General features: G+C 39.0%; 22 protein-coding genes. 12 read left to right on the plus strand and 10 right to left on the minus strand.

Going from position 1 to position 26,952, the window contains the following annotated elements:
- Positions 1 to 8 precede the first annotated feature (8 nt).
- The 12 genes from BM073_RS01175 to BM073_RS01230 all read left to right on the plus strand — a co-directional run bounded on the left by BM073_RS01175 (position 9) and on the right by BM073_RS01230 (position 16,594).
- Positions 9 to 1,442, plus strand: a complete 1,434-nt coding sequence (locus BM073_RS01175) for a RagB/SusD family nutrient uptake outer membrane protein (RefSeq protein WP_091649132.1) — start codon at positions 9 to 11, stop codon at positions 1,440 to 1,442.
- A 17-nt stretch (positions 1,443 to 1,459) separates the two neighbouring features.
- Complete coding sequence (locus BM073_RS01180; protein ID WP_091649135.1) at positions 1,460 to 2,287, plus strand: hypothetical protein; 828 nt, start codon at positions 1,460 to 1,462, stop codon at positions 2,285 to 2,287.
- Between the two features lie 179 nt (positions 2,288 to 2,466).
- Positions 2,467 to 5,913: a S8 family serine peptidase gene (locus tag BM073_RS01185; RefSeq protein WP_175557821.1), complete on the plus strand. Its 3,447-nt coding sequence runs from the start codon at positions 2,467 to 2,469 to the stop codon at positions 5,911 to 5,913.
- Positions 5,910 to 6,614, plus strand: a complete 705-nt coding sequence (locus BM073_RS01190; RefSeq protein WP_091649139.1) for a hypothetical protein — start codon at positions 5,910 to 5,912, stop codon at positions 6,612 to 6,614. The genes BM073_RS01185 and BM073_RS01190 overlap by 4 nt, the downstream gene beginning before the upstream one ends.
- Positions 6,615 to 7,350: 736 nt before the next feature.
- Positions 7,351 to 10,413, plus strand: coding sequence for a SusC/RagA family TonB-linked outer membrane protein (locus tag BM073_RS01195; RefSeq protein WP_091649142.1), 3,063 nt, complete (start codon positions 7,351 to 7,353; stop codon positions 10,411 to 10,413).
- A 21-nt stretch (positions 10,414 to 10,434) separates the two neighbouring features.
- Positions 10,435 to 11,940 carry a RagB/SusD family nutrient uptake outer membrane protein gene (locus tag BM073_RS01200; protein ID WP_245756338.1) on the plus strand — a complete coding sequence of 502 codons (1,506 nt, stop codon included), beginning with the start codon at positions 10,435 to 10,437 and terminating at the stop codon, positions 11,938 to 11,940.
- Between the two features lie 10 nt (positions 11,941 to 11,950).
- Positions 11,951 to 12,409, plus strand: coding sequence for a DUF4843 domain-containing protein (locus BM073_RS01205; protein WP_091649678.1), 459 nt, complete (start codon positions 11,951 to 11,953; stop codon positions 12,407 to 12,409).
- Positions 12,410 to 12,479: 70 nt separating this feature from the next.
- A complete protein-coding gene (locus BM073_RS01210; RefSeq protein WP_139217414.1) occupies positions 12,480 to 13,139 on the plus strand; it encodes a hypothetical protein in 660 nt (219 codons plus the stop codon).
- A 79-nt stretch (positions 13,140 to 13,218) separates the two neighbouring features.
- Positions 13,219 to 13,635 carry a 6-pyruvoyl trahydropterin synthase family protein gene (locus BM073_RS01215; RefSeq protein WP_091649148.1) on the plus strand — a complete coding sequence of 139 codons (417 nt, stop codon included), beginning with the start codon at positions 13,219 to 13,221 and terminating at the stop codon, positions 13,633 to 13,635.
- A gap of 82 nt (positions 13,636 to 13,717) precedes the next feature.
- Positions 13,718 to 14,089, plus strand: a complete 372-nt coding sequence (locus BM073_RS01220) for a GxxExxY protein (RefSeq protein ID WP_091649151.1) — start codon at positions 13,718 to 13,720, stop codon at positions 14,087 to 14,089.
- An 18-nt stretch (positions 14,090 to 14,107) separates the two neighbouring features.
- Positions 14,108 to 15,241 carry a lipid-A-disaccharide synthase gene (gene lpxB / locus BM073_RS01225; protein WP_091649681.1) on the plus strand — a complete coding sequence of 378 codons (1,134 nt, stop codon included), beginning with the start codon at positions 14,108 to 14,110 and terminating at the stop codon, positions 15,239 to 15,241.
- Between the two features lie 105 nt (positions 15,242 to 15,346).
- The gene (locus BM073_RS01230) at positions 15,347 to 16,594 is read left to right on the plus strand and encodes a serine hydrolase domain-containing protein (RefSeq protein ID WP_245756339.1); all 1,248 of its coding nucleotides are present in this window, start codon (positions 15,347 to 15,349) and stop codon (positions 16,592 to 16,594) included.
- 65 nt (positions 16,595 to 16,659) lie between these two features.
- On the opposite strand, the gene BM073_RS01235 is transcribed toward BM073_RS01230, so the two are convergent.
- From BM073_RS01235 to BM073_RS01280, 10 genes are all read right to left on the minus strand, one after another.
- Complete coding sequence (locus tag BM073_RS01235; protein WP_091649154.1) at positions 16,660 to 18,063, minus strand: MFS transporter; 1,404 nt, start codon at positions 18,061 to 18,063, stop codon at positions 16,660 to 16,662.
- Between the two features lie 139 nt (positions 18,064 to 18,202).
- Positions 18,203 to 19,732 (minus strand): SulP family inorganic anion transporter, encoded by a 1,530-nt coding sequence (locus tag BM073_RS01240; protein WP_091649157.1) that lies wholly within the window; start codon positions 19,730 to 19,732, stop codon positions 18,203 to 18,205.
- A gap of 127 nt (positions 19,733 to 19,859) precedes the next feature.
- Positions 19,860 to 20,828 carry an FAD-dependent oxidoreductase gene (locus BM073_RS01245; RefSeq protein ID WP_091649160.1) on the minus strand — a complete coding sequence of 323 codons (969 nt, stop codon included), beginning with the start codon at positions 20,826 to 20,828 and terminating at the stop codon, positions 19,860 to 19,862.
- 25 nt (positions 20,829 to 20,853) lie between these two features.
- On the minus strand, positions 20,854 to 21,210 hold the full coding sequence (locus BM073_RS01250; protein ID WP_091649162.1) for a DUF2200 domain-containing protein: 357 nt from the start codon (positions 21,208 to 21,210) through the stop codon (positions 20,854 to 20,856).
- A gap of 73 nt (positions 21,211 to 21,283) precedes the next feature.
- Positions 21,284 to 22,348 (minus strand): serine hydrolase domain-containing protein, encoded by a 1,065-nt coding sequence (locus tag BM073_RS01255; RefSeq protein WP_217643080.1) that lies wholly within the window; start codon positions 22,346 to 22,348, stop codon positions 21,284 to 21,286.
- An 83-nt stretch (positions 22,349 to 22,431) separates the two neighbouring features.
- On the minus strand, positions 22,432 to 23,385 hold the full coding sequence (locus BM073_RS01260; protein WP_091649164.1) for a tetratricopeptide repeat protein: 954 nt from the start codon (positions 23,383 to 23,385) through the stop codon (positions 22,432 to 22,434).
- 30 nt (positions 23,386 to 23,415) lie between these two features.
- A complete protein-coding gene (locus BM073_RS01265) occupies positions 23,416 to 24,378 on the minus strand; it encodes a 2-hydroxyacid dehydrogenase (protein WP_091649167.1) in 963 nt (320 codons plus the stop codon).
- On the minus strand, positions 24,375 to 24,866 hold the full coding sequence (locus BM073_RS01270) for a VOC family protein (protein WP_091649170.1): 492 nt from the start codon (positions 24,864 to 24,866) through the stop codon (positions 24,375 to 24,377). The genes BM073_RS01265 and BM073_RS01270 overlap by 4 nt, the downstream gene beginning before the upstream one ends.
- A gap of 5 nt (positions 24,867 to 24,871) precedes the next feature.
- A complete protein-coding gene (locus tag BM073_RS01275) occupies positions 24,872 to 26,035 on the minus strand; it encodes a mandelate racemase/muconate lactonizing enzyme family protein (RefSeq protein WP_091649174.1) in 1,164 nt (387 codons plus the stop codon).
- A complete protein-coding gene (locus tag BM073_RS01280; RefSeq protein ID WP_091649175.1) occupies positions 26,032 to 26,919 on the minus strand; it encodes a sugar phosphate isomerase/epimerase family protein in 888 nt (295 codons plus the stop codon). The genes BM073_RS01275 and BM073_RS01280 overlap by 4 nt, the downstream gene beginning before the upstream one ends.
- Between the last annotated feature and the right edge of the window lie 33 nt (positions 26,920 to 26,952).

Raw genomic sequence — 26,952 nt, forward strand, 5'->3', positions numbered from 1 at the left:
ATACAGCTATGAAAAATATATTTAGAATAATGGTATTTGGTGGTGCTCTAGTAGCGGCATCTTGTACTGATCTAGAAACACAACCAAGACAAAGCTTAACTCCAGAAGTTGCTTTCGCTGATGTTGATGGAATGGAAGCACTTGGCTTTTCCACTTATGGTGTAGCGAGAGCATTCAACCAATATGGACAGCAGATGATGATCGCACCGGAGATTATGGCTGATAACTTGAGAATTATTGCTAATACTGGTAGATATATCGGTCAGGAGCAAAATGCTGATAGAGCTCATATGAACCTTTGGACCACCCAGTTTTGGTCCGGCATCAACACTGCTAACATTGTTTTGGCGCAGGTTGATGATGTTCCGGGTGATGCTACAAAGAAAAATAGAGTAAAAGGTGAAGCTCATTTTATGAGAGCCTTGTTCTATTTCGATTTGGCAAGAGTATATGGCTATGAGCCAGGTAAAGAAGTAAATGGTTGGGATAAAGCAGTTATTTTGAGAACTGAGCCTACCTTAGGTTTTTCCAATGCTGACTTCAGAGCTAGAGCAACTAACCGTCAGATTTATGATCAGATCATCTCTGATTTGCAGGCTGCTATCAACTTGTTGCCTACTGCGACAAAAGGTACTGCTTCGGTTTACAGAGCAAGTAGAGGTTCTGCTCAGGCTTTGTTGGCGAGAGTTTACTTATATGACTCTAAATTCGCTGAAGCTGCTGCTTCTGCATCAGCTGCAATGGCTTCTTTCGGAATCGCTGATGACGGAACAGGTCTTGCAACTCCAGCGAACTACATCGCAGGATTCTCAACTGCTCCAAATCCAGAGTCTTTGTTTGAAGTAGAGATTCGTTCCAATGACTGGTCTACAGTAGACGGAGTAAACAATTCTGTTTGTTCTTTGACTGCTAATGTATTCGCCAGTGCTCAGTTTATTGCTACAGCTACAGACGAATTGATCGAGTCTTATGAAGAAGGGGATGTAAGAAGAAATGCTTGGGTTGCTACCACAAGATCAGGTGCTTCTGGTACTGTATATAGATCTGCTAAGTGGTTAGGCCACAAAGGTGATTTCTTGGAAAATCTTCCAATCATCCGTGCTGCTGAATTGTTCTTAATCCGTGCTGAGGCAAGATATAGAACAAATGATGCTGCAGGTGCTAGAGCTGATTTGAATGCTTTAAGATCCAAAAGAGGGTTGGGAGAAGTTGAGGCTGGACTTTCAGGTCAAGCTTTGTTCGACCAGATCATGTTGGAAAGAAGACAAGAATTCGCATTGGAAGGTCACAGATGGTTTGACTTAAAGAGAAATGGATTGCCAATTACTAAAGCAGACCGTTTCGAGGTTATTCCTTACAACGATTACAGACTTCTTGCTCCGCTACCTACTGCTGAACTTCAATTGAATGATCAGTTGGAGCAGAACCCTGGTTATAACTAAAAAACAGAAAACTAATTATGAAAAAGTTATATATCTTATTCGCAGTTGCATTCGCCTCATTGGCAATGACTTCCTGCTTTGATGATCCGGGGCGCGAAGTGTTCTTTGACGGAAACGTTGTAGAATTTCAGGACGGAAATCTTCCTAATGGATTCACTACAACTAAAGTTAGAAGAAACGCAACTCAAACTGATCAAGTCGATATTCAAGTAAATAGAGTATCAACAAATGCTAGTGGTGCTATCACCGTTAATATTGCAGTGGATCCAACTTCAACCGCTGTTCAAGGCGTTCATGTGGACTTTACTGGAACTACTGTAACAATTCCTGCGGGACAGTTTGTTGCAACCTTTCCTGTAACTGTCCTTACTGGAAACATTGATCCATCTGAATCACCTGTTTTGAAATTAGTGATGCAATCTGCTACAGGTGCTGAAATTTCAAGTAACTATGGTGATCTTAACTTGAACATCAATGTGATTTGTGAGTCTAAAATCTCTACAGCAGCTGACACTTGGACTGCAACCAGTAATTCAAGATTCGGAACATTTACTTCAGATGTAACTGTTACTCCTGTTTCTGGTGCTGTTGGAGAATATGTTGTTTCTGATATTTCTGCGGGATTATATGCAGCTTTTGGATTCAGCACTACTCAGCAGGCAATTTATGGTGATAATTGTAATGTATTGACTTTCTTAAGACCTGGTCAAAGACAGTTTAATATTTCTGCACCAAGAGTCGATCCTAAGGTTGGTTCTTTTGACCCAGCTACTAATACAATTGTAGTTTATTGGAGTGATCCAAATAATAACATTGACGGCAAAACCACTTTGGTTAAAAAGTAATAGAATTTGATTCAAATTAAAAAAGGAGGGTTTCCCTCCTTTTTTTTGCTTTTAATTATATAAACGGGATTATTAATAGTTGGCATTGAATTAAATTGAACCTTCTTTGAATTATTTCCTGTTAAAATTTATAAACCCAAGCAGTTGAATAACAGTTTGATGTTATAATGAGGCGTGATATGAGATTATTAGTGATAATTGCTCTTGTGATGTTGGGCGGAACACTCCATGCACAAGATACCGAGGATAAAAAAAGACTTTTAGAACAAGCACGGATTCAAGTGAAATCCGACTTTCAAAAGCATTTAGACAAACTGAGCTTTTCTGGGAGTTTGTCGAGTCAGAAATATAATTTTTTGAATTCAGAAGGTAATTTAAACCTGGAAGATGGATTTCAGTCTAAGGTTCAATATTTGGATGAGTCTGGGTTCCCAGTATTTTATGCCCCCATGAACCTAAATGCCGCAAAGACGACCGGCGCAAATTCATTACAACCTGGAGGAAGTTTGGGACTCAATTTGACAGGAAAGGGACTAACTGTTGGGATATTTGATCAAACCCGTCCCAAGCCTGACCATGTTGAGTTTGGTAATAGACTTACTCAAATAGATGGATCTTCAGAGCAATTAAGCACACATGCCACGCACGTTACTGGTACCGTATTAGGTTCAGGTGTAAACGCACAGGCAAAAGGCATGGCCTATGAAGCTACTGGCTGGTCTTTCAACTGGGACTCTGATATCTCGAAAATGAATGCCAATGCTTATGATCCTGACACAAAATCCAATGGAATGTTAATTTCCAACCACTCCTATGGGATTGTATTAGGCTGGAGAATTAGTAATGGTAGCTGGACTTGGTTTGGTAACCCTAGTGTTGATCCCAAAAGAGATTGGAGATTTGGATTTTACTCCACCAAAAGCCAGGCTATAGATGAATTATTATTTACCAAACCTTACTACAGTGTGGTTTGGTCAGCGGGTAATGATAGAGATGACGTAGGGGACGGAACCAGGGATCCAGATGGACCTGACGATACAATTGGTCCGGAAGGTGTTGCAAAAAATAATTTTACCATAGGTGCTGTCGAGCAGGTTTTGAATTATACTGTTCCTGAAGATGTCAAAATGAGTAATTTTTCTTCTTGGGGTCCAGTTGACGACGGCCGAATAAAGCCAGACTTGGTAGCGATGGGTGTTAATGTATTTAGCGCTTCGATCAATTCAGGAGGACAAGATGGATATGCTAGTCAAAGTGGAACTTCTATGGCAGCTCCTAATGCAACCGGATCCATGTTTTTATTGCAGCAATTATATTCCAATAGAAATTCTGGTCGGTTTTTGCTTTCTTCTGCACTGAAAGCCTTGACTATTCATACTACCAAAGAAGCAGGTCCTGCTCCTGGACCAGACTATATGTACGGCTGGGGCTTGTTAGATGTGAATGCTGCTGCTAAAATTATTTTAAATGAAGATGGAAGCTCTTCTTTTATCAGAGAAGAAATTTTAGGTAATCAAGAAGTTCAGGAATTTGAATTTGTTTCTGATGGAGTGACTCCTATTCGTGCGACTGTTGCTTGGACAGATCCAGCAGGAACACCTCCAGGAACAGCCAATAATCCAACTAACCTGATGTTGGTCAATGATCTGGACTTAAGAATATTTGATGAGGATGGAAAAGAATTTTTCCCATGGACATTAGATCCATCCCAAAGAGCAGGTGCTAGAGGAGACAGAACGAAAGATAATTTCCGGGACAATGTCGAGCAAGTATATATTGAATCCCCACAAGCAAAGAAATATAGAGTGAGAATTTCTCATAAGGGAGATTTGAAATTCAATGTTCAACAATATTCTCTAGTATTCACAGCGGGAGTGATTGATGGTTCTGATGAAACATTATACTGGATCGGGGGCACCTCAGGTGACTGGAACAGCGGAGCAAATTGGTCCACTTCAGTAGACGGTCCCGCAGTGGGGAGGGTTCCTAAAGCATCTACCCGAGTAGTTTTTGAAGGTTCAAATGCGGGTAATACTACCGTCTCTTTGGGTTCCAATGTAGATATCTTCAGTCTTAATTTCTTTGGAAATCAGATTGTAACTCTAGACTTAAAAGGAAATCAAATTGACGCTTCCGGGGGCCTTCGAATCAGTAATCAGATTACGACCATCAAAAATGGAGAAATTAACTTCTCTGCTGTCAACTCCAACCCTAAACTGGTTGAATTGAGTCAGGCTTCCTTTGAAAATGTTAAAATCAATTTCTTGGAAGGTAATTGGAAAGTGTTATCTGGAGAGTTATTGGATGATATTATTATCGATAATGCAAAAGTGGAATTTGATTATAGTCAGGTTCGCGTGAATTCATTTGCAATCCTAGGTACAGGGGAGTTGAAAGGAAGCTTTGATACCTTTACTTTCAAAAAGGATTTCATTGTGGAAAGCTCCGGTACTATCAAGTCTGGAGTTAATGCGGTTTTCTCTGGAACCGAGGGGATCTTCAATAATTTAGCAACTCAAGCTGTCAAATCTTTATTTGCAAGCTCCGGTAAACTGACTATCTCCAGCGGTGGAATAGATGAGCTTGGTGCTTCCAGCGGAGAAATAATTTTGAATAAAGATCAACTCACAATCGGTAAATTAAAGATAGGACCTGCATCTGTGATCAATTTAGGGATCAGTTCAGAGTTAGTAATTACGGATAGTGTCTCCTCTACCGCAACCCTGACCCAAAAAGCAAGAATTCAAGCTTCGAGTAAAGGGAAGATTATTCATGATATTTATAGAAAATATTGCTTCGAACATATTTCTGTATCTAATGTCGATGTGTCAGGTGACGCAATTATTAATTTGGGAGTAGGAGCAGAGCTTACAAATTCCTCTGGATGGCTTCAGCAAAATTGTGGTGAAGTGTTATTCGCGAACTTCAAATCCACTTTTCCTTGTGCCGGAGCGGCAGTCAATTTTGAAAATCTAAGTGAAGGTAATATTTCTACCTATTTATGGGATTTTGGCGGATTAGGAGAATCAAGTTTGCAGAATCCGTTTTTCGTATTTGACAATACGGGTGAATACTTAATAAAGCTCACCGTTTCCAATGCGGAAGGTTCGACAACTTTCGAAAGAAGTATTCAAATAGGTGAAAACACCCTTCAAAAGCCTGCGATTGTAGTAAATGGAACAACGCTCACCTCCCAAACGCCTGGTAGCTCGTACCAGTGGTATTTGAATGGAGAAAAAATAGCTGGTGCAACAAACCGATCTTTGGAAGCTTCAGGAGATGGATCCTATCAAGTTGCGATTTTTGGTGAAGCATGTAATAGAGTTTCTGACCCGGTGGTTATTTCTGCCATTCCAGACCAAGAAGTAGAGTTAAGCAGATTTGGTATTTTCGTTGGCCCAATTCCATCTGAGGATCAGCTGACAGTTACATTCACCAATGGCTATACAGGACCAATTACCCTGTCAATTCTGGATATGGCAGGTAGAGTATTCAGAAATATTGAAATAGGAAAAAATACAGAGTCCGTGGAAGTTGATATGAATCTTCCTGCCAACAACGGGCTATACATACTAAGAATAAAAACCGACAATTTAACTTTACACAAAAAAGTAATTAAACAATGAAGAAGTTTTTCGTGGTAGTTGCACTACTCGTATCAAACCTGTCTTTTGGGCAGATTAGCAATGTGGATTTGAACGGCTCACCAGCCCGTCTTTCCACTTATTCAGAAATAGATGGCTCTCCTTATTTATTTGAAGATTGGGCAAGAGCAGACATTTCACTTTCCAACGCAGGATTGAAGGAAAATGTAGCTTATAAGTTCAATATTTATGAAAATGAGTTAGAGGTGATCAATGAGGCTGGAAATAAAATCTATTTGAACAAAGCCTATATTGAATATGCTATGTTGGAACGTCCGTCTATTATCATTGCGAATGGAAGTAATGAAGGGATGCTTACCAAGCTACTGTTTAAAAAAGGGTATGGAATGATTAGTGGAGTTAAGGATACCGATTTAGTCAATGTGATTGCAGAAGGAAAGAAGTATACCTTGGTCAGAAAGTTTCAGACAGATTTGGTAACACCGCCGAAGAATAGCTATTCTCCAACTCCAGGAAGAATGTTTGTGTTTGAGCAGAGTTTCTACCTGATTGATTCAAATAATGAGGTGAACTCGGTTAGAAACAGGACTAATAATATTGTGAAGTCTCTGGCTGATGATGATCAGGCTGAGGCAAAGCAAATCATCAAGGATAATAAGCTTGACTTAAGCAGGGAAGATCATATGGTGATCTTTTTTCAGAAGCTGAACCAAGAGGCTTAAAAATAATTTAAAATGAATTCAAACCCGGACGCAAGTCCGGGTTTTTTTGTTAGTGGTTGATTTGGCTTTAAAAAACACAATAAATATTGGGTTATATGCCTTGAATTCCCGCTAGTCCAAATTGTAAAAATGGAAGTTTGATGAAATTATTCTTATTTCCATTCTGAGTCAAATTTTGAACTGATATTCTTTAATTACTTCAACTGTAACTGAGAAAAAGGTAATTAATTTTTTAGGGATTTTGGTCAAAATAAAATTTTGGACAAATCTCATTTATTGAATTAATAATCTACCAGAGATACATTTAAGTCTATTTATATATTATAGATATATATAAATCAGTATAAACTTTTTATATAATATATAAATAAGGACTCGTAAAACTGCTTTCTATAGTTCAATACATATAAATTAATTGTATTTTTTTTTAAAAAAAATTGAATTTTTCCTATGCTAATAATTTATAAAAAAATTACTGACTAGTATTTATTTTGTCCTAATTAATAAAAATGTTAAAAAAATTTAATTTGGATTTAAGTAAAAAATAATAGTAAAAAATTAATTAAGTGAATTAAAATTAATATTGGCAGAATAAAATTCTGAAAAAATAAATTATATATTAATATTATTGTATTTTAAACTTAAAGAAAATTTATACCTTTTGTATTATACTGCTTTGTTAATTGAATATTTCGGAATATCATTGATATTAAATTAAACCAAATTCTAACTTAATATGAGGAAAGTTTTACTTCTAGGACTCATGCTATTTTTGGGAAGTGCTATTGCATTTGCCCAAAGTCGTGTGATCACAGGTACAGTTACTTCTGCCGAGGACGGTATGGGTGTACCAGGAGCGACAATTCTCGTGAAAGGTACTCAGATTGGTGTTGCTACTGATATTGATGGCAAATACTCAATCAACGTTCCTTCCGGGAGTAATGTGCTCGTTTATAGTTTTGTGGGTCTTTTGACTCAGGAGGTTTCGATTGGTAACAAGAGCGTTATCGATGTTACTTTACAATCTGATGTAACTGCCTTGGGAGAGGTGATTGTTACAGGTTACGGTACTCAACCAAAAAGAGAGGTTACCGGTGCTGTTTCTTCTGTTAGAGGAGAGGCTATTCAAAATTTGCCTTTACAATCATTTGACCGTGCTTTACAGGGCCGTGCATCAGGTGTGCAGGTAAGGTCTTCAAATGGCCTACCTGGTGGTGCTGTGAATATTCGTATTCGAGGTGTAGGTTCAATTAACGCTGGTAATGAGCCTCTTTTTATTGTTGATGGTGTTCAGTTGAACAATCAATCTAATGCAGCATTTACTCAGTCTAACCCATTGGCATTCCTTAATCCAAATGATATTGAATCCATGGAAATCTTGAAGGATGCTGCTTCTGCTGCTATCTATGGCTCTCAAGCTGCAAATGGTGTAGTTATTATCACCACTAAAAAAGGTAAACAAGGAAAAGCCAGGTTTGAATTTAATGCTTTTGGTGGCCAGACTCAGCCTTTAAGGTACTTAGATGTTTTAGGTGGTGCTGAGTGGTATGAGATGAGAAGAGATGCTTATATCAATTCTGGTAATACTCTTCCACAAGCGAATGCTTTGAACAACATGGGGCGCCTACCATCCAATTGGCAACAGTTAACGCCTCAAGATTTAGATCAAATTGGTTTGGACCTTCCAACTTTTGATTGGCAAAGAGCTGTTATGGGAACAGGAAACCTTCAAAATTACGAGCTATCTGTTTCAGGAGGAGATGAAAAAACAACTTTCTTCCTTTCTGGATCCTATAACTATCAAGAGTCTTCTTTTAAACCTGTGGATTTCGAAAGAGGAACTGTGAAAATTGCCCTCTCTCATCAGGCTAATAGCAGATTGAATATTGAGACTAATGTCAATTTATCTACATTCCAACAAAATATTCCTTTTGCGGTTTCTGGAGCATTTTTAGGAAACCCAGCTTTCTCAGCCTCTGCTGTTTTGCCTCATAATCCAATCTTTAATGAAGATGGAACATTTAATACTTCTATTGGAGGTGTATTGGGACAAAACGTTGTATTAGTTAATGAATATAACTCTGGTTTACAGCGTAACAATGCTGTTGTGGGGAACTTAGTAGGTACCTATAAGATCTTGAATAATCTATCCTTTAGATCACTTTATGGATTGGATTATAGATTACTTCAAGGCGAGTCTTACAGAGATCCACGAACTCCAGACGGAGCAGGTGTGAGAGGTAGAGCTTCTGTTCAGCAAGACTGGAGAACAAGATTTATTACTACTCAGACTTTGAATTGGAATAAATCATTTAACGGAGTTCACAATGTGTCTGCAATTTTGGGATTTGAGTTTTTATCTGAAACCAGAGAAGGCCTATCAGGAGCTGGAATTGGTTTCCCTACTTTCCAGTTTAGAACTATTCAGTCAGCTGCTACTCCAGAAAGTATCACAGGTTTTTGGACTGGATATAGAAGAATTTCTGGCTTTGCTTCAGCAAACTATGATTACAAGAAAAAGTACCTAGCAACAGTGACTGCTCGATACGACGGTTCTTCTAGGTTTGGAGCAAATAATAGATTTGGTGTGTTCCCTTCTATCCGAGTGGGCTGGAGTATGGTTGAAGAAGAATTCCTAAAAGAATCAACTGCGGTTTCTGAATTGAAGCTTAGAGCATCTTTTGGGGTTACAGGAAATGACCAGATCGGGAATTTTGCAGCAAGAGGTCTTTACGGAGGCGCTGGAAATTATTCGGGAAGTGCTGGTATTCGACCAAGCAGCTTGGCTAATTTAAACTTGGGTTGGGAAACTAACCAGACTTTAAACTTTGGTGTAGACTATGGATTCGTGAATAATAGAATCACTGGTTCCATAGATGTATTTGACAGAAGAACTAAGGATCTTTTGTTAGATCAGCCGATTCTTTGGACCAATGGTTTTGGTGACATTGCCAATAATGTTGGAGAATTGCAAAATAGAGGTATCGAGTTTGAGCTAAGTACTGTAAATATTGATAGAGGTGGATTTAGATGGAATACTACTTTCAATTTCACCACTATTGAGAATAAAGTAATAAGCCTTTATGACGGATTAGAAGCGTTACCGGCAAATCCTGGTATTGCGGTTGGCCAACCTGTTGGTAACCCTGCCGGTGTAGGTGATACTGCTCCTGGTTCTTGGTTTGTAGCGAAGTATGCTGGAGTAAATCCTGCGACCGGGCGACCAATGTGGTTTGATATCAATGGCAACATTACTTATTTGCCACTAGCTGCTGATAGACAATATTTTGGATCAAATTTGGCAACTATTTACGGAGGTCTAAACAATTCAATTTCATATAAAGGATTTGAGTTGACCGCATTTTTCACGTATGAATACGGCGCTATTGTATCCGACGGTCAGTACAATTTCTTAAGAGAAAATGGTACAAGATTAACCTTGAATGCATTAAGAGAAGTCAATGATAGAGCTTGGACTACTCCAGGACAGATCACTGACATTCCTAGAAACTTAACGACTAATGCTGGAAACGAAACAAGAGGTGCAGGAAGAAACTCTGGGTCTGCAAACTTATTGAAGGCAGATTTTATCAGACTGTCTCAATTGACTTTAGGTTATACTTTCAAGTCATCTTTGGTGAGCCAGATTGGATTAACAAAAGCCAGAGTTTATGTTCAAGGCTTAAACCTTTGGACATACACAGATTATCCTGGTTATGATCCTGAATTCACTGGAGCTGGAACAGGTCAAATCCCATTGACTAAAAACTATACCGTAGGTGTACAAATAGGCTTCTAATTACCTAAATCAATGAAAAAAATGAAATTTATAAATAAACTGGCTCTTTCAGTTGTCTTTTCAGGTTTATTCCTGCTAGGATCCTGTGAGTCTGCCTTAGAGATTGATCCTAGACAATCCATCGATGCTAACGGGGCTTTGAATACCCCTGATGCCGTTGATGCAGCGTTGAATTCAGTCTATGCTAGACTAAGATCTGTAAGAAATTACGGTCGTGATCTATTGGCGCTTTCCGACGCATTGGCTGATGTTGGTCAAACGACAAGTAATTCTGGTCGATTAATTGGAGAAAATAATAATCAACCAAACGCTCACTTTCAGGCTGGATTTTGGCAAAATTCATATTTTGCTATTAATGAAGCGAATTTGATTTTGGCTGGTTTACAGGGAGTGGAAGGTGCTTCTCAAGCTCAAAGAGATCGCTGGGAAGGCGAAGCAAAGTTTTTGAGAGCTCTTTATTATTTTGACTTGGTAAAGGTTTACTCTTATATACCAACTGCAATTTATCAGCCTGGTGTAATTGATCAGGGTGGTATTCCATTGGTTACAGAAGGAGTAATTACTTCAGATGCAGCTTTTAATAGAAGTCCGGCCAGAGCGACAATCGATGAAGTATACAATCAGATTTACGCTGATTTGGAAGATGCCAAAAGACTATTGACATCCAGAGGAGTTCAATATGGTTCTTCTGGGGCTGCTTCCGCACTTTTATCTAGAGTCGCTTTGTATAAAGGGGACTGGACTAAAGCAGTGGCGGAATCAACGCTTGCTTTAGATAGTAACGTAGGAACCGTATTATCCGGAGAGGCTTATGTAAGTGGATGGAGAGCCACAATCAACCCTGAATCTATGTTTGAAGTGAGATTCGCTTTGGCTGAAGAATCCATCGGAGTAAATGAATCATTACAATCCTCCTATACGGCTCTTTTGAATCTAGATAATAAAAATGCTCAAGGTGGATGGGGTGATTTCATTCCAAACGCGAGAGTTAGAGGATTCTTTGGTCTTACTCAGATTCAAACTGGCAACCCAGCATCAAATAACAATAACTGGGATGTAACGCGAAATGATGATATCAGAGGCTTCTTGTATACCACAGGAAATACAGTAAGAAATGCTGGACGCCAAATTGAATGTATCAAATTCTTGGCGAAAAGTGGATTTGCTTATGCTGATAACGTTCCAGTGATTAGAAAATCTGAGATGCATCTGAATAGAGCAGAAGCTAATTACCATTTAGGAAATGTAGCAGAAGCTTTAGCAGAATTAAATGCATTCAAAGATTTGAGAGGATTATCTGAAGTTTCTTTGTCAGGTGCAGATCTTTTAGACGAAATTTTATTGGAAAGATTCAAAGAGTTTGCGTTTGAAGGTCACCGTTTCTTCGATTTAAAAAGATATGGAAGAGCTATCGTTAAAACGACACCTAACGTGAATGTTCAATTTGACGATTTTAGAATTTTACCTCCAATTCCTCAAAGAGAAGTAGATGGTAATACCAATCTTAACCAAAATAGAGGCTACTAAAATAGAAATTATGAAAAAGATATTATCATTATTATCCTTAGTCGTAGTTCTTGCCTTTAGCTCTTGTATTGATCAGGAATATCCTTTATGGGATGGTTCATTGGTAGAATTTCAAGATGCAGTAGTAAGAACTCCTGTGGCAGGACAAAACTATCCTAGGATTACTGTAAACAATAAAGTTGGCACAGTAAGTTTACAGGTCAACTTGGTAGCTCCGCAAAGAGCTAGTGATGAAACAATCAACTATACCGTAGTACCTGAAGGAACTACTGCTGTGTCTGGAACAGATTATTCGGTGTCTGGATCTCTGGTAATACCAGCTAATTCAAGTACGGGTACTCTAACCGTTAATGTAGTTGATACTGGTGCATTAGGCGGATCAGTTGATTTACTTCTAAGACTTGATGGAAATGCCTCAATTTCTCCGAGTGAGAATTATAAGCAAGTACAAATAAGAATAACTAGATAATCTAGCGTAACTATAATTAAAAAGACCGGGAATAATCCCCGGTCTTTTTTTTCTTAAAATGTCTGAAACTATGAAAATAATCAAATTACTCACTGTTTGCATTTTATTTCCTGGTGTGGCGTTGGCTCAATTATCAGTTTTGAGAGATACTGGGACGGGTCAGCCTATCATGTCCAGTCCATATAAGGAAGTGAAAGGCACTCCCTACATCAATGAATTCAATGAGGGAACAATAATTCTGTTGGGAGGTCAGGTTGTGGAAGGAATTCAAATTGCTCTGAATGGATACGAACAAACTTTGGAGTACAAGTTGGATGGGAATTTATTTGCCTATTCTCCTGAAAACTTAAAGGGCTTCTTTTATCGTGATCAATCTGAGGAATTGGTTCAGTTCACTTCAGATTTTGAAATACCCTCTATTTCAAAGAAAAGATTTTTGCAGGAGCTGGAAACAGGTAAATATCACCTTTTAAAATATTCATATAAGATTATGGCAGATGATGTTACAGCTGCCTACGGTTCCCAGTCAATGAAAGTATTTCAAATGGAAGAGGAGTTTCTAATTGGAATAGATGGCAAGGCTTTTATCTTGAAAAAGAATACCAAAAACTTTCAAGAAATATTTGGAGAAGAAGAGGCTAAGGCCTTGAGAATTATCAAGGAGAATAAACTTTCTTTAAAATCAGAGACAGATATAAGAAAGTTAGTACAACTCATGAATGAGAAATAAATATCAAATTGACTACTTCAGTCCCTAGATTTTCAATCAGGGACTTTTTTTATACTTTTGTGCTCACATAAGGAGGAGCATGATTTACGTTTGCCGAAAAGAACATTTCAACGCCGCACATAAGCTTTGGAATCCCAAGTGGTCTGATGAGAAAAACTTTGAAGTCTTTGGACCTTGTGCCAATGTGAATTGGCATGGTCACAACTTTGAGTTGATCGTTACTGTGAAGGGATTGCCTGATCCGGAGACAGGCTTTGTTGTGGATCTGAAAGAGTTGAGCACCCTAATCAAAAAGTTGGTAATCGATAAGGTAGACCATAAAAACCTGAATATGGACGTGGACTTCATGGAAGGGAAAATGGCTAGTTGCGAAATTCTGGTAATGGAGTTCTGGAAAATCTTGGAACCTGCTGTTAAAGAAATAACCCCTAATGGAGGCTTGCATAAGCTTACGCTATATGAAACTCCGAGGAATTTCGTGGAGTATTTCGGATAATCTTTTTCTTACCACAGAGGACACAGAGAATCTGAGGTTTGTTTATTGATAAATTTTTATTTTTACACTAGACTAATTTTTTATGAGTGATTTTGATTTAACACAACAAATAATTGGTGAGGCCATTTATGTCCATAAAAGTCTGGGACCGGGATTATTAGAAAGTACTTACAAAAACTGTCTTTATTATAGGCTAAAAACCAAAGGATTAAAGGTCGAAAAAGAAAAATCCCTGCCGGTGGTTTTTGATGGACAATTTTTAGAATGTGGCTATAGGCTTGATCTTGTAGTAGAAGATCAAGTCATTATTGAATTAAAAAGTGTGAAAAAGCTGAGAGATATTCACAAGGCCCAAATGATTACTTATTTGAAATTAAGTGGATATAGAATAGGTTTATTGTTAAACTTCAATGTATTGAAATTAGTCGACGGCTTAATTAGACTAAAATATTGATAATCCTCTGTGTCCTCTGTGGTGAAAAACAAAAAAATTTACATCATTTCCGGTGAGCGTTCTGGCGATTTGCATGCCTCTAATTTGATTCAGGCTTTGAAAGTCACCGACTCATCTATTCAATTTAGAGGAATGGGTGGTTCATATTCTAAAGAAGCTGGCCTGGATTTAGCCGTGGATTATTCAGAAGTGGCTTTGATGGGCTTTATTGAGGTGGTTTTGGGTTTTAGAAAAGTAATTAAATATCTCAACCTAGTTAAAAAGGATTTACTTAATTACAAGCCGGATATTTTAGTTTTGGTGGATTATGGTGGCTTCAACATGAAAATAGCCCAATTTGCAAAAGCCAATCATATTCCTGTTCACTATTATATTCCACCAAAAGTATGGGCTTGGAATCAAAAAAGAGCCCTAAAACTGAAAGCCTTTACTGATAAGGTTTATAGTATACTTCCATTCGAACCTGATTTTTTCAAGAAGTATGACATGGAGGTGAAATATGTTGGAAATCCTTTGTTGGATGAAATCAAAAAATTCAAAGCTCATGATTTTTTCTTTCAAAAAAATGAGCTCAGTTATGCTCCTATTATTGCATTACTTCCGGGAAGCAGAACACAGGAAGTACTTGCCATGCTCAATAAGATGATAGCCTTAGTTCCGAAGTTTCCCAACGCCCAGTTTGTAATTGCAGGTGTCGATGGTTTGAATCCAAACCTCTATAAACCTGCTAAAGAGGCTGGAATCAAACTTGTTTTTAATCAGACGTATGATCTTCTTTCCCATGCCACAGCCGCAGTGGTAACCTCCGGAACAGCTACCTTGGAAACGGCTCTTTTTAGAGTTCCACAGATTGTAGTATACCGTACATCACCTATTTCTTACCACATTGCCAAAAGGCTTATTCGAATTCCATATATCTCTTTGGTCAATTTAATTGCGGATCAGACTGTAGTGAAAGAATTGATTCAGGATGATTTTTCTATCGAAAACCTGGAGAAGGAACTACTCTTGATTTTAGGAAATCCTATTTACAAGGGTCAAATGCTTCAGGGCTATGATTTGATCCGAGAGAGATTAGGAGATCAGGAGGCTTCCAATGCGGTAGCATCAAGTATTCTTCAAGAATTGCTTCCTGACAATAAGGAGCTTTAAAGATGTTATCGGTCAGCGGGAAAGTAGAATAATTAAATGCTTCCTGTATTAATACTGGGTAATTATTTGGAAAAGGCTTAATTTATCCGAATAAATATCCCAAAAATGACCAAATTCAAATTCTTCTTCCTGTTCTTTTTTCTAGGACTTATTCAGTCCTTTGCTCAATCTGTTCCTGGAATTATTTCAGATCGAGTATCCAAATTGGATGCTATGCTGGATGAGGCAATAAAAAATCAACAGGTTCCTGGCCTGGTAGCCATGATTCTCAAAGACGGGAAAGTGGTCTATCATGAAGCAAAAGGTTTTGCGGATGTGCCAAGCAATAGGCTGATGAAAAAAGATGATATTTTTAGAATAGCCTCTCAAACAAAAGCTATTACGTCCACTGCGGTTATGATGCTTTGGGAGGAGGGGAAATTTAGATTGGATGATCCGATATCTATGTATATCCCTGAATTCAAAAATCCTCAGGTTCTTTCCAATTTTCGTTATGCTGATACAAGCTATACTACCAAGCCTTCATCTAAAGAGATCACCATCCGACATCTTTTGACCCATACTTCTGGCTTGGGTTATGGAGTGATAGACGGGGATGAACGCATGCGGATGATCTATTCTAAAGCTGGTATCACTGACTTATTTACAACGGAAAACATCAGCATTGAAGAGAGTGTGAAAAAGTTGGCAAAGCTTCCACTGCATCATGAGCCTGGAAGTAAATATACATACAGCGAGGGACTGGATGTATTAGGGTATTTGATTGAAGTTGTCTCCGGAATTCCATTCGACCGCTTTCTTCAAGAGCGGATATTTGATCCTTTGGGAATGAAGGACACTCGGTTTTACCTCTCTGATAGCCAGGCTCCAAGGTTAGTTACTGTACATACTTTTAATCAGGGCAAATGGAACCCATATCCAGTCACTTTTTACGATCCCGAATATCCCAGAAAAGGAGCTAAACGCTTTTTTTCAGGTGGAGCTGGCTTATCCAGTACGACAGCAGATTATGCTAAATTCCTTCAGATGTACCTCAATGGAGGAGTTTTAAATGGGAAAAGAATTTTGAGCTCTCACACGATTGAAACCATGATGAAAAATCAGGTTGGTGATTTGTGGAATGGAGACAAATTTTATGGGCTTGCATTTGGAGTTGTCACCGAACAAGGAGTTGCAACTGGGGGATTAGGTAGCGAGGGAACCTTCGATTGGGGAGGTTATTTTAATACCCAATACTTTGCAGATCCTCAGGAAAACATCATCGGATTGATCTTCAAACAAACTTCCGGAGCAGGTAATGGAGATCAGACAGGTTGGAAATTTAGGCAAATGGTTTTCACCTTAATCGAGTAATTGAATAGCTGAAATTCTGAACTGTCTAAAGTTTGAGGAGTTGTAGATTGGTCAATTGCTGATGATTATGTTGTTCTCTCTTGCAGACTTTCTCCGTCCTTGTAATGGAGCTTTCTAAATACAAAAGCAGAGAAAATGGTCAATCCTCCTATAACCAAGAAGGTAAACCGGAAGGCATTGTGAATTTCGTGATCTATTAAACCGGCATCCCCTTCAAAAAGCTTCAAAACGATCAAGCCGAATGCTACCCCGAATCCTATTGCAAGTTGCTGATTAACGGACAATAAAGAATTGCCGCTACTGGTGTGATAGGGTCGCAAATTTGCAATGGCGATGGAATTCATTGAAGTAAACTGGATAGAATTGAAAAATCCCAAAATTGCGATAATTGGAAGGTGCCAATAAATTGAGCTCTGAAGACTTGGAATCGCAAATGCACAAATCAAAAGCCCAATTAAAAAGGTGTTGAACATCAATGTAGTTCTGTATCCAAGCTTTTGAAGAATTTTCATGACTACTGACTTACCTAGCATGGCTGTTAAAGCCATAGGAGCTACAATCCAACCTGAAATCACTGCGGATTTTCCGTAGGCTATCTGTATCATCAGAGGCAAAAGCAAAGGGACAGAACTGATTCCTAGCCTTGTCGCCAAGTTTCCTATAATTCCAACTCTAAAGGTTCGAACTTGGAATAAATCCAAAGGGAATAGTGGAGTCTCTCTTTTTTTAGCATGCCGATAGTAAAAATAGAACAATAAAAAACCGAAGAATAATCCGACCAGTAGGGGAGTGGTCTGAACAGAATTCCCTAATAGTTCTAAGGAAACGGAAAGGACAAAGGTGGCAGCTGCAAAAATCAAAAATCCCTTTAAATCAAAATCTGAAGGGCTGGAATAGTAATCGGGTAAATACTTGATGCTAAGAATAATTCCAGCCACTGCAATAGGAAGATTGATCAGGAATATCCAATGCCAGGAGAGATAATCCACCATGTATCCACCCACCAATGGACCTAAAATAGGCCCTATCAAAGCTGGAATGATGGCATAATTCATAGCTCTTACAACTTCGTTTTTTGGAAAAGCCTTGATTAAGGTCAGTCTACCTACAGGAGTCATCATACTGCCTCCTACACCTTGTATCACTCTGGATATGACCAATTGGTTTAGGCTTTGGGATAAAGAACAGAACAAAGAGCCCAAAGCAAACAAGGCTAATGAAAAAATGAATACTCTTTTGGTTCCAAAACGATCTGCTACAAATCCACTAATTGGCATCAAAAGAGCCACTGTCAAAACATAACTGATAATTGCATTTTGCATGTTGAGAGGTGACTCGTTCAGATCCTCTGCAATGGCAGGTAATGATGTATTCAAGATAGTGGAATCCAACATCAGCATAAAAATGGCTGTTGCCAGGATGATTGGAAGTACTTTTTTTATTTGGGAATCAGAAAGAGCTTGCCCCATAAATTAAATGATATTCTATCGTTTTATCATTGATGAAAAATTCACTTTACCTATTCGAAACAGGTTCATAATTAGATAGGTTCCTCTAAGATAAACCAAAAAAAAGCGCAAAGGATTGGATTTCTTTGCGCTTCTAATTTTATAACTGATCAACTGCGACCTTGTAAGTGGGGTCTTCCATTACATTAACATCAATAATGGAGTCAGCTTTATCAATTAATCGTCTACAGTCAGGGCTTAAATGTCTCAGGTGGACCCTTTTTCCGACTTTCAAATATCGTTCGGTAATTTTGTTTAGCGCTTCAATAGCAGACATATCGACAATTCTACTTTCTTTAAAGTCAATGATGACCTCTTCTGGATCATTGAGTACATCGAATTTATCATTGAAGGCTGAAATTGAACCGAAAAACAATGGACCATACATTTCATAGTGTTTTACGCCATTTTCATCAACATGCTTTCTTGCGCGAATTCTTTTAGCATTATCCCAAGCAAAAAACAGAGCCGCCAAGATCACTCCAATCAATACGGCTAATGCCAAATTATGCAATACCGCAGTTACCAAAGTAACCAAGACCATCAGAAACACATCTGACTTAGGCATTTTGGTGAAGGTTCTCAAGCTTGCCCACTCAAAGGTTCCAATAGATACCATGATCATTAGACCTGTTAATGCTGCCATTGGGACCTGCTCGATTAGGCTGGACCCAAACATGATAAATACCAAAAGCATTACGGAAGCAACGATTCCCGAGAGTCTTGCTCTTGCACCTGATGAGACATTAATCAAACTCTGCCCGATCATAGCACAACCACCCATTCCAGAGAAAAATCCGGATAGAATGTTGGCTGTTCCTTGTGCCACAGCTTCTTTATTTCCTCTTCCTCTTGTCTCAGTTATCTCATCTATGATATTCAAAGTCAATAAACTTTCAATCAATCCCACGCCTGCAACAATAGCTGCATAAGGAAAAATTAGCTGAAGAGTTTCTAGATTGAATGGAATAGCTGGAATATGAAAAGGAGGGAAGCCACCTTTAATAGAGGCAATATCACCCACTGTTTTTGTGTCAATATCTAAAAATGTTACGATCGCAAAGACTGATAAAATAGCGGTCAGGGATGCAGGAATAGCTTTTGTCAGTTTTGGGAGACCCCAAATAATCAGCATAGTCAACAATACTAAACCCAGTAGAATGTAAAGAGTAGAACCGCTCAACCAATTTCCATCTTCTCCTTTAAACTGATCCAACTGTGACATGAAAATGATGATTGCCAAACCATTGACAAAGCCAAAAATCACAGGATGCGGCACCAGTCTCATCAATTTCCCAAGTCTTAGTGTACCCGCAGCGATTTGTAAAATACCGGCTAAAATGACCGTAGCAAAAATATACTCCACTCCATGGGAAGCTGCCAAGGTTACCAATACAACTGCAATGGCTCCTGTTGCTCCAGAAATCATCCCTGGTCTACCTCCTAAAATGGAAGTGACCAATCCCATCATAAAAGCAGCATACAACCCGGTCAAGGGAGATAATCCTGCAATAAGGGCAAATGCCACTGCTTCAGGAATTAAAGCCATGGCTACCGTTAGCCCGGAAAGAATTTCAATTTTGTAATCTACTTTTTGAGAAAAGTCGAATAGGTTCAAATACTTTTTCATAAATAGGTTTGATTAGCAGAGTTTTAAAAGAAAATTTTTCTCTATCGTGACTGCCTTGGTTTGAAAGGAAGCGCAAAGGTACAAAAAATGAGTCAAACCAAATATTATTCTGAGAACAAGGTTGTTTCTATTGGAAGGAAACCTTTTTCCTTAATTCCTCTGCCAATTCCAAAGCGCAACCCCAAGCTACGGTAAAGCCAGCACCTCCATGTCCATAATTATGAAAAATTCTAGGATATTGGGGATCAAATTGAAATCGGACGGCACTTCTTTTTGGTCTTAATCCTACTAAAATTTCCAAAACTTTTGGAGGAGTACTGACTCCAAAAGCTTTCAATCTGTTTAAAATAAGGTCAGTATCTCTAGCGTCCTCGTTCTCATTCCAATCATTGTCATAATCAGTCCCACCAATGACAGCATCCTGACTTCTATTGATTATGTAAGAAAGAGCTCCTTTTTTGGTGGGATCAGCGAAAGAGGAAACTCCCATTTTTTCGGTTCGTAAGATCTGACCTCTCATGGGATGCAGGTCCTTGTCTTTACAGAGAGCTCTTGCGCCTAAACCTGTACAGTTTATTACAAAAGATCCCAGTTGATTCATTTCCTCCAAACTATCAAAAGTACGCAGCTCAAACTCTCCTCCAACGTCAATGAATTTTTCAAAAAGATAAGGGAGATATAAAGGAGGTTCGGCAAGTGGTACTTCGGCAATGAGTCCTTTTTCCATGCCTTTAGGAAGCTCTTTTTCTGTGGCTTCTCTCACTGTTCCAGGAGGTAAGTGCTTGACCCATTCTTCTTCCTTCAGGTCATTATAAGCATTCAAAAATGGAATCATGCTTACTCCTTTGGCAAAGGAGGATTCTTTTAGGTAGCGCGCATAACTTACGCCTGCCCAACGGTCGGTTTTAATTTTGGGCTCGATGGAATAAGGAAACCAAACTGCCCCGACTTTATTAGAAAGAGTCTGATCAAATTTTTTGTCAGCAAAGATTTTAACTCGAAATCCAGCTTCCTGCAATGCTATTGCAGAGGTTAAGCCGATGATACCGGCACCAATTACCGAAACGCTATTTTTTGTTTGATTTGGTGATTTCAATGGAAAAATTGAGCAATTGGTTAAATCAAGCTTGTCTTAGGATCTTCTCCATTTTCTTTCCTTTGGCTAATTCATCCACCAACTTGTCCAAATATCTGACCTTTTGAGATAATGGATTTTCTATATTTTCCACTCTGATGCCACAAATGACCCCAGTAATTAAATGAGCATTGGGATTTAAATTAGCCTGTTGAAAGAATTCCTGAAAATTGGCTTTTTCATTAATCAAGGTCTGAATTTTTTTATCATCAAATCCAGTCAACCATTTGATTACTTCCAGTAATTCTTCTTCAGTTCTTCCTTTCTTTTCCACTTTTGTAACATAATGTGGATAAACAGAAGAAAATGTCATGGATGCTATTCGTTCGTCTTGATTATTCATGGCATCGATCTTTGATGAAATTGAATTTAACCAAAAAATAATAAAAGATTCTTTGGTTCTTGATTAATGCCGATTAATTAATCACCGCATTTATTTTTTCCCAAAGTGCCTGATCAAAGCCTGAAAGGGCAAAGCTAGGCCTTGTAGGATCTGAGGCTCTTCCCATCCTTACAATGACCATTTTTTTGCTTGGAATCACGTAAATTCTTTGATCTTCTGCCCCCATGGCGGCAAACATATCAGCTGGAGCAATAGGGATTAGTTGTCCCGGGAAAATATTTTGGCTACCCGGCAACATAGCCTGAGATTTACCATTAAGCCACCATAGATAGCCGTAAGCAGGATTAATCGTCTGTGAAGTTGAAGTGCTTTCTTTGAAATAATCCTCTTTAATTATTTGCTGATCAGCCCACTCCCCTTGATTCAGGGCTAAAAGTCCAAATCGCCCCATACTTCTGGTCGTGCTATGATAAATTGTAAAGACAATTCCGGTATTCCAAAAACCTTCCATTCCAATCTTACTCTCAAGCTTGGAATCAAAATAAGATTCAAAACTCTGGCCACTTGCAGATGATACTACATCCATCAGTTTTTGAAATACATTGTGATAGGACCATCTTGTTCCTGCGTCAGCCAAATAAGTGAGATTAGATTTGATATTCAGTTCACTTTCATCATTGATTCCCGAAGTCATGGTCAATAGAGATCTGGGGGTAATCAAATTTTCCTTATTTAATGGCATATTAGTCCAGCCTTGTCCAAGATAAAGGGAAACTGGTCTATTGATATCAATCAAGCCTTCCATTTGAGCGATTCCGGTGGTAGCTGTAACTAGTGTTTTCCCGGCGCTATTCCATTGCCACATGGTATTTGCGGTGTGGCCATCAAAATATTCTTCCAATGCTATTTTTCCATTTACCAGTATTAGAAAGGATTTGGTGTTTTTTGTCCTTAGAAAATCCAGCAGAGACGGCAATTCACTTTGTTTCCAACCTAGTTCTGAATTATTGACTGTTTCCCAGCTTGATCCTTGGATGGGCGGGAAATACATCTCAGAAATAGATGGGCTAGGCTCGACTTTTTCACAAGAAAAAATCAGAAAAGAAGCCAAAATCAAAAGTGAAGGTCTAATTTTCATAGAAGAAAATTTAATGATTTGACTCTGCCCAAGGCAAAAGGTTTAATCAATGACATTTGAGCTTTTTTGAACTCCACTACAGTCTACTTGCCTCCAAAATATTTTATCAAATCACTCTCCGCCGCTATGTATCCAAAAGAAGCAAAGGAATTGGTTTGAATGAGCTCTTCCATCATCATTTTGGCGGTCAGGGTATCTCCATTATATAAATACCAATTTGCCACTCCATAGCGAATAGCATCATTGGAAGGGTTCCCGCCTGGTCCTGCTTGAATCAAAGAATCTACAGGCAACCATCCCTTGTAAAGCGCACATAAATCTGCATAGCTCTGGTTTTCGATTACTGTTGAATCCGCATGGATCGGAGCTAAAAGTGAATCGGCCTTGCTTGGGTTCCCCAAACGTTGCTGTATCATAAATAGCCAGTGAGTACTGGAAACTATATTATCATAAAGGTCACCACTTTCCCTGCATAGCAGGTAAGCTTCATAGGCTTTCTCATAATCATGTTTGAGATAATATGCCAATCCTAAATGATAATAGATATTTCCGTGTAAAGTACTTACAGGGATATTTTGTGCATTGGGCATACCATCTGGCTCAATTTCATTTTCTGTGCCTTGAATCAGAGTGGCTGCTTTTTCCAAATCTTCAATCGCTTTGTCAAATTCGCGGATGCTGATATATCTATGGCCTCTATGTCTGTATAATTTGGGTTCATTGGGAAATTTTTCAATCCCTTTAGAATAAATTTCTATGGCCTGACAATATTGTCCCAAGTAGGCTGTCCTTCTTCCATACCAAATCAAAGCTTCTACATCATCCGGGTTTGCTTCATAAGTAGCTTTTGCTTCCTCAAATTGATTGAGCATTTTTTCACTCGGGCTAGCAATAGTATAGGTTTTCCCAAGGGGCGTGGTAAATACAGAATCAGCATCTGAAAGTATCCAGTCTGATTCTTCTGATATGTCATTCTTTCTGCAGGATAAAAGGGAAAGGGTTATAGCTAAAAAGAAGAGAAAGCGTTGGTTGATCATGTTTTTTCGATAAAAGATTGAATGCTGCTATCAAGTTAGCTCTAATTGAGCTCGATTGAAAATACAGTTTTTGGTAGGCTCCATTCCTTTCAAAATCGATAAAGTATTATTCACCGTCATCACACACATTTGAGTATAGGTCGATTTGGTCAAACTGCCTACATGTGCTGTGATTAAAGTATTTGGGTGGGAAATTAAAGGTTCATTTTGGGAAGGGGGCTCTTCAGTTAAGACGTCTGCTGCGAATCCCCCCAATTTTCCAGACTCCAAAGCATCGTTTAAGGCTTTTTGATCAATGATAGGTCCCCTTGCTGTATTGATAAGCAATGCTCCTTCTTTCATTTTTCCAATTGCTTCTGCATTGATTAGATTGGAAGTCTGAGGAGTTAGTGGCAAGTGTAAACTGAGTACTTCCGAATTTTTCAAAACCTCTTCAAATGACAGCATGGGGTAGGGAACATCTTCTTTTTCTGCACTCCAATAACAAACCTGCAATCCCAAAGCATCTGCAATACGGGCTACTTTTTTCCCAATATTGCCCATGCCCAAAATCCCTAAAGTTTTCCCGTTTAGCTCATCTCCGGCATAGGTTCCCCGATCATTCCATCTGCCTTCTTTAACCATTGTAAAAGCGCTGTAAAGCTTTCTTTGCAAATTCAACATCAACGCAATGGTATGCTCTGCAATGGTGTTTGCATTGCTATTGGGGGCATTGACGACTTTGATTTTTCTCCGGGTAGCTTCTTCTACATCAATGTTATCCAAACCAACACCACAGCGAGCAATGATTTGAAGCTGGGGTAATTGGTCCATCAATTCAGCTCTTACCTGGCCTTTCCCTCTGGTGATGATTGCCGAAATATTCCCATTTCCAATTGCTTCTTGAAGGGATTTTTCATCCAGTGTCAAAACCGTTTCAAATTCCTTTGTATCCAAAAGGATTTTCATAGCCTCTTCTGCTACGGTTTCCAAAAGCAAAATCACTTGCTTCATTTCTTCTTGTGATAAAGCGTAGCATCCTTGGACTTGTATCCTCTGAAATCATTTCTTCCTGATACATAAATCCCAGCTTTGAAAAGTTCGTCTTCAAATATGTTGGGATCTATTTTAGTCTCAGGGGATGAGGAGAGTTCAATCAAGTTGCCGGATGGGTCACGAACAAACATCTGAATAGGGCCATCCGGAAGCTGTCTGACATTTCCCCAAGGCTTGATATCGATGATACCCAGTTCTTTCATTCTCCAAAAAATCGTATTGATATCATCTACTTGAAGACAAATATGTCCACGGAAGGAAAAAACATCTTCCCATTCTGTTAAGTGTAATTGTTGATCCTCATTGATCTTAAAGAAAGCTGTAGGATAGTCGAATAGGAAAGCTGGGATAGGTTCTAAGCCCAATTCATGCTCATAAAATTCGCAAGCCTTCTCTAAGTTGCTGACCACTAAGGCTACATGATTGATTTGTATTGCTTTTGCCATGGCTGCTATTGTTTAAATTCTTTTACAAAATCCCAATTTGGAGTCAATCCTAAACCGGGGCTAGTAGGTTTTGGTAAATTTCCATCTTGGTCCACGGTGATTTGTTCTTTGACCAAGTCATACATCATGGGATTTCCTCCCAATGAAAACTCAATAACATTGGCTGAAGGAGAAGCAAAGGCTACGGACAGTCCTGCCATAAATGAAAAAGCCGAACCCCAGCAATGCGGTGCCAATTCCAGTTGGTAGGTATGTGCGAGCTGTGAAACTCGCATTGCTTCAGTGATTCCGCCTATGATAGCACAATCCGGCTGAATGACATCCAGTGCTTTTTCAGCGATAAGGTCCCGAATATCAAAAGCTGTATATTCACTTTCTCCTGCTGCAATTGGAATGAAAGTAGAAGCCCTCACTTCAGCAGTACCGATTTTATTATCTGGACTGATGGGCTCTTCAAACCAATATAAATTGCAATCTTCCACACCTTTACAGAATTGCTTGGCTTCTGGAACACTGAAAGTGCCATGTGCATCAGCCATCAATTTGATGTGATCGGGGAGTGCTTCTCTCGCAGCTTTAACGCGTTTGATACTTTCTGCCACGGATTCATCCATGACACCAACGCGCATTTTTACTCCTGAAAAGCCCTTAGAAGTATAGCTCTTCAACTGCTCGCCAATCTTTTCTGCATTAGCCCAACCGCCACTAGCATAGGCTGGCATTTTATCTCTGCAACTGCCACCTAAAAGATCTACTACAGGAACACCCAGCATTTTTCCTTTTATGTCCCAAAGCGCCGTGTCTATTCCACTCAAAGCAGAAATAGTCAAGCCTCTTCTTCCCAAAATCGGGAATTTTCTACCTCTGGATAGCGCATAATGGTCTCTTGTTCCATTATATACAATCTCCCAAATCCGGGTGATCTCACTGGCATCTTTTCCAATTAAAATGGGTTTGAGCTCATTTTCAATGCAACTTACAATGCTCGCACAGGATCCCGAGGATCCAACCGCTGCTTTTGCTTCACCAAATCCCTGAAGTCCCGAATCAGTGGTGACTACTACCAAAGTCATATCAAAATTGGTTAGTAATCCATAATCAGAACGATGCTGCTTTTCTGTTGGGATTGGGCAACGAAGCCAAAATGCCTCAATATTTGTGATAATCATTTCAGATAAGGCTTAAGTTTTTCGGCGGATTTTTGAGTAAGCATGGTGTAAAATTCATCTGTAATTGCGGTACTGCCATGGTCTTGTAAAAACTTCAATTGCTCTTTACTCAATCCTTCTGGAGCTTCGTCAATTGAATTTGGAAATGGATTGGCGGGAGTTCTATCAAGAGGTGCGCAAAACTCCACTGAGATCACCTCATTGTAGCCAATCTCTGACAAAGTGTTCATGATTTTTTCCCAATTCAGTTTTCCCATACCGGGAGCCATTCGATTGTTATCTGCCACATGAAAGTTCACCAGTCTTTTTCCAACTTTTCGGATGGTCTCAAAAAGATCAATCTCTTCAATATTCATGTGAAAAGTATCCAAGCAAACCCCGCAATTTGGTCCTACAGCCTCAGCCAAAGCTAGTGCCTGTTCTCCACGGTTGATAAAGTAAGTTTCAAAACGATTGATAGGCTCTATTCCTATTTTCAGACCATTTGCTTCGGTATAAGCGTAAATCTCTTTAACTCCTTCCACCGCCCATTGCCATTCTTCTTCGGGCCTTGCGTCTGGTACAATTTTTCCCACAGTAGCCGGAACCAGAGAGATTACCTTGCCTCCCAAGTCTTTGACCATTTTGGCCAAATCCAATACATATTGCACGGATTTTTTACGCTGATTGGGATCTTTGGCAAGTAGGTTTCTATCCTCTAACATGAGGGTTACGGAGCCCCAGCACTGAATATTGTATTTTTCCAGTAGGCTTTTGACTTCTTGGGTATCATATTGTTCCGGCGCTCCCTGAATCTCAAGATGAGTATAACCTAAAGCAGAAATACGCTTGAGGGTACTTTCCAGGGATTCTGCTCTCATCCAATTGTGAATGGCTAATTGCATACAAAAATTTCATTGATTAGTGATGCTTTAAGT

The sequence above is a fragment of the Algoriphagus ornithinivorans genome (genome assembly GCF_900115305.1).
Lineage (GTDB): Bacteria > Bacteroidota > Bacteroidia > Cytophagales > Cyclobacteriaceae > Algoriphagus > Algoriphagus ornithinivorans.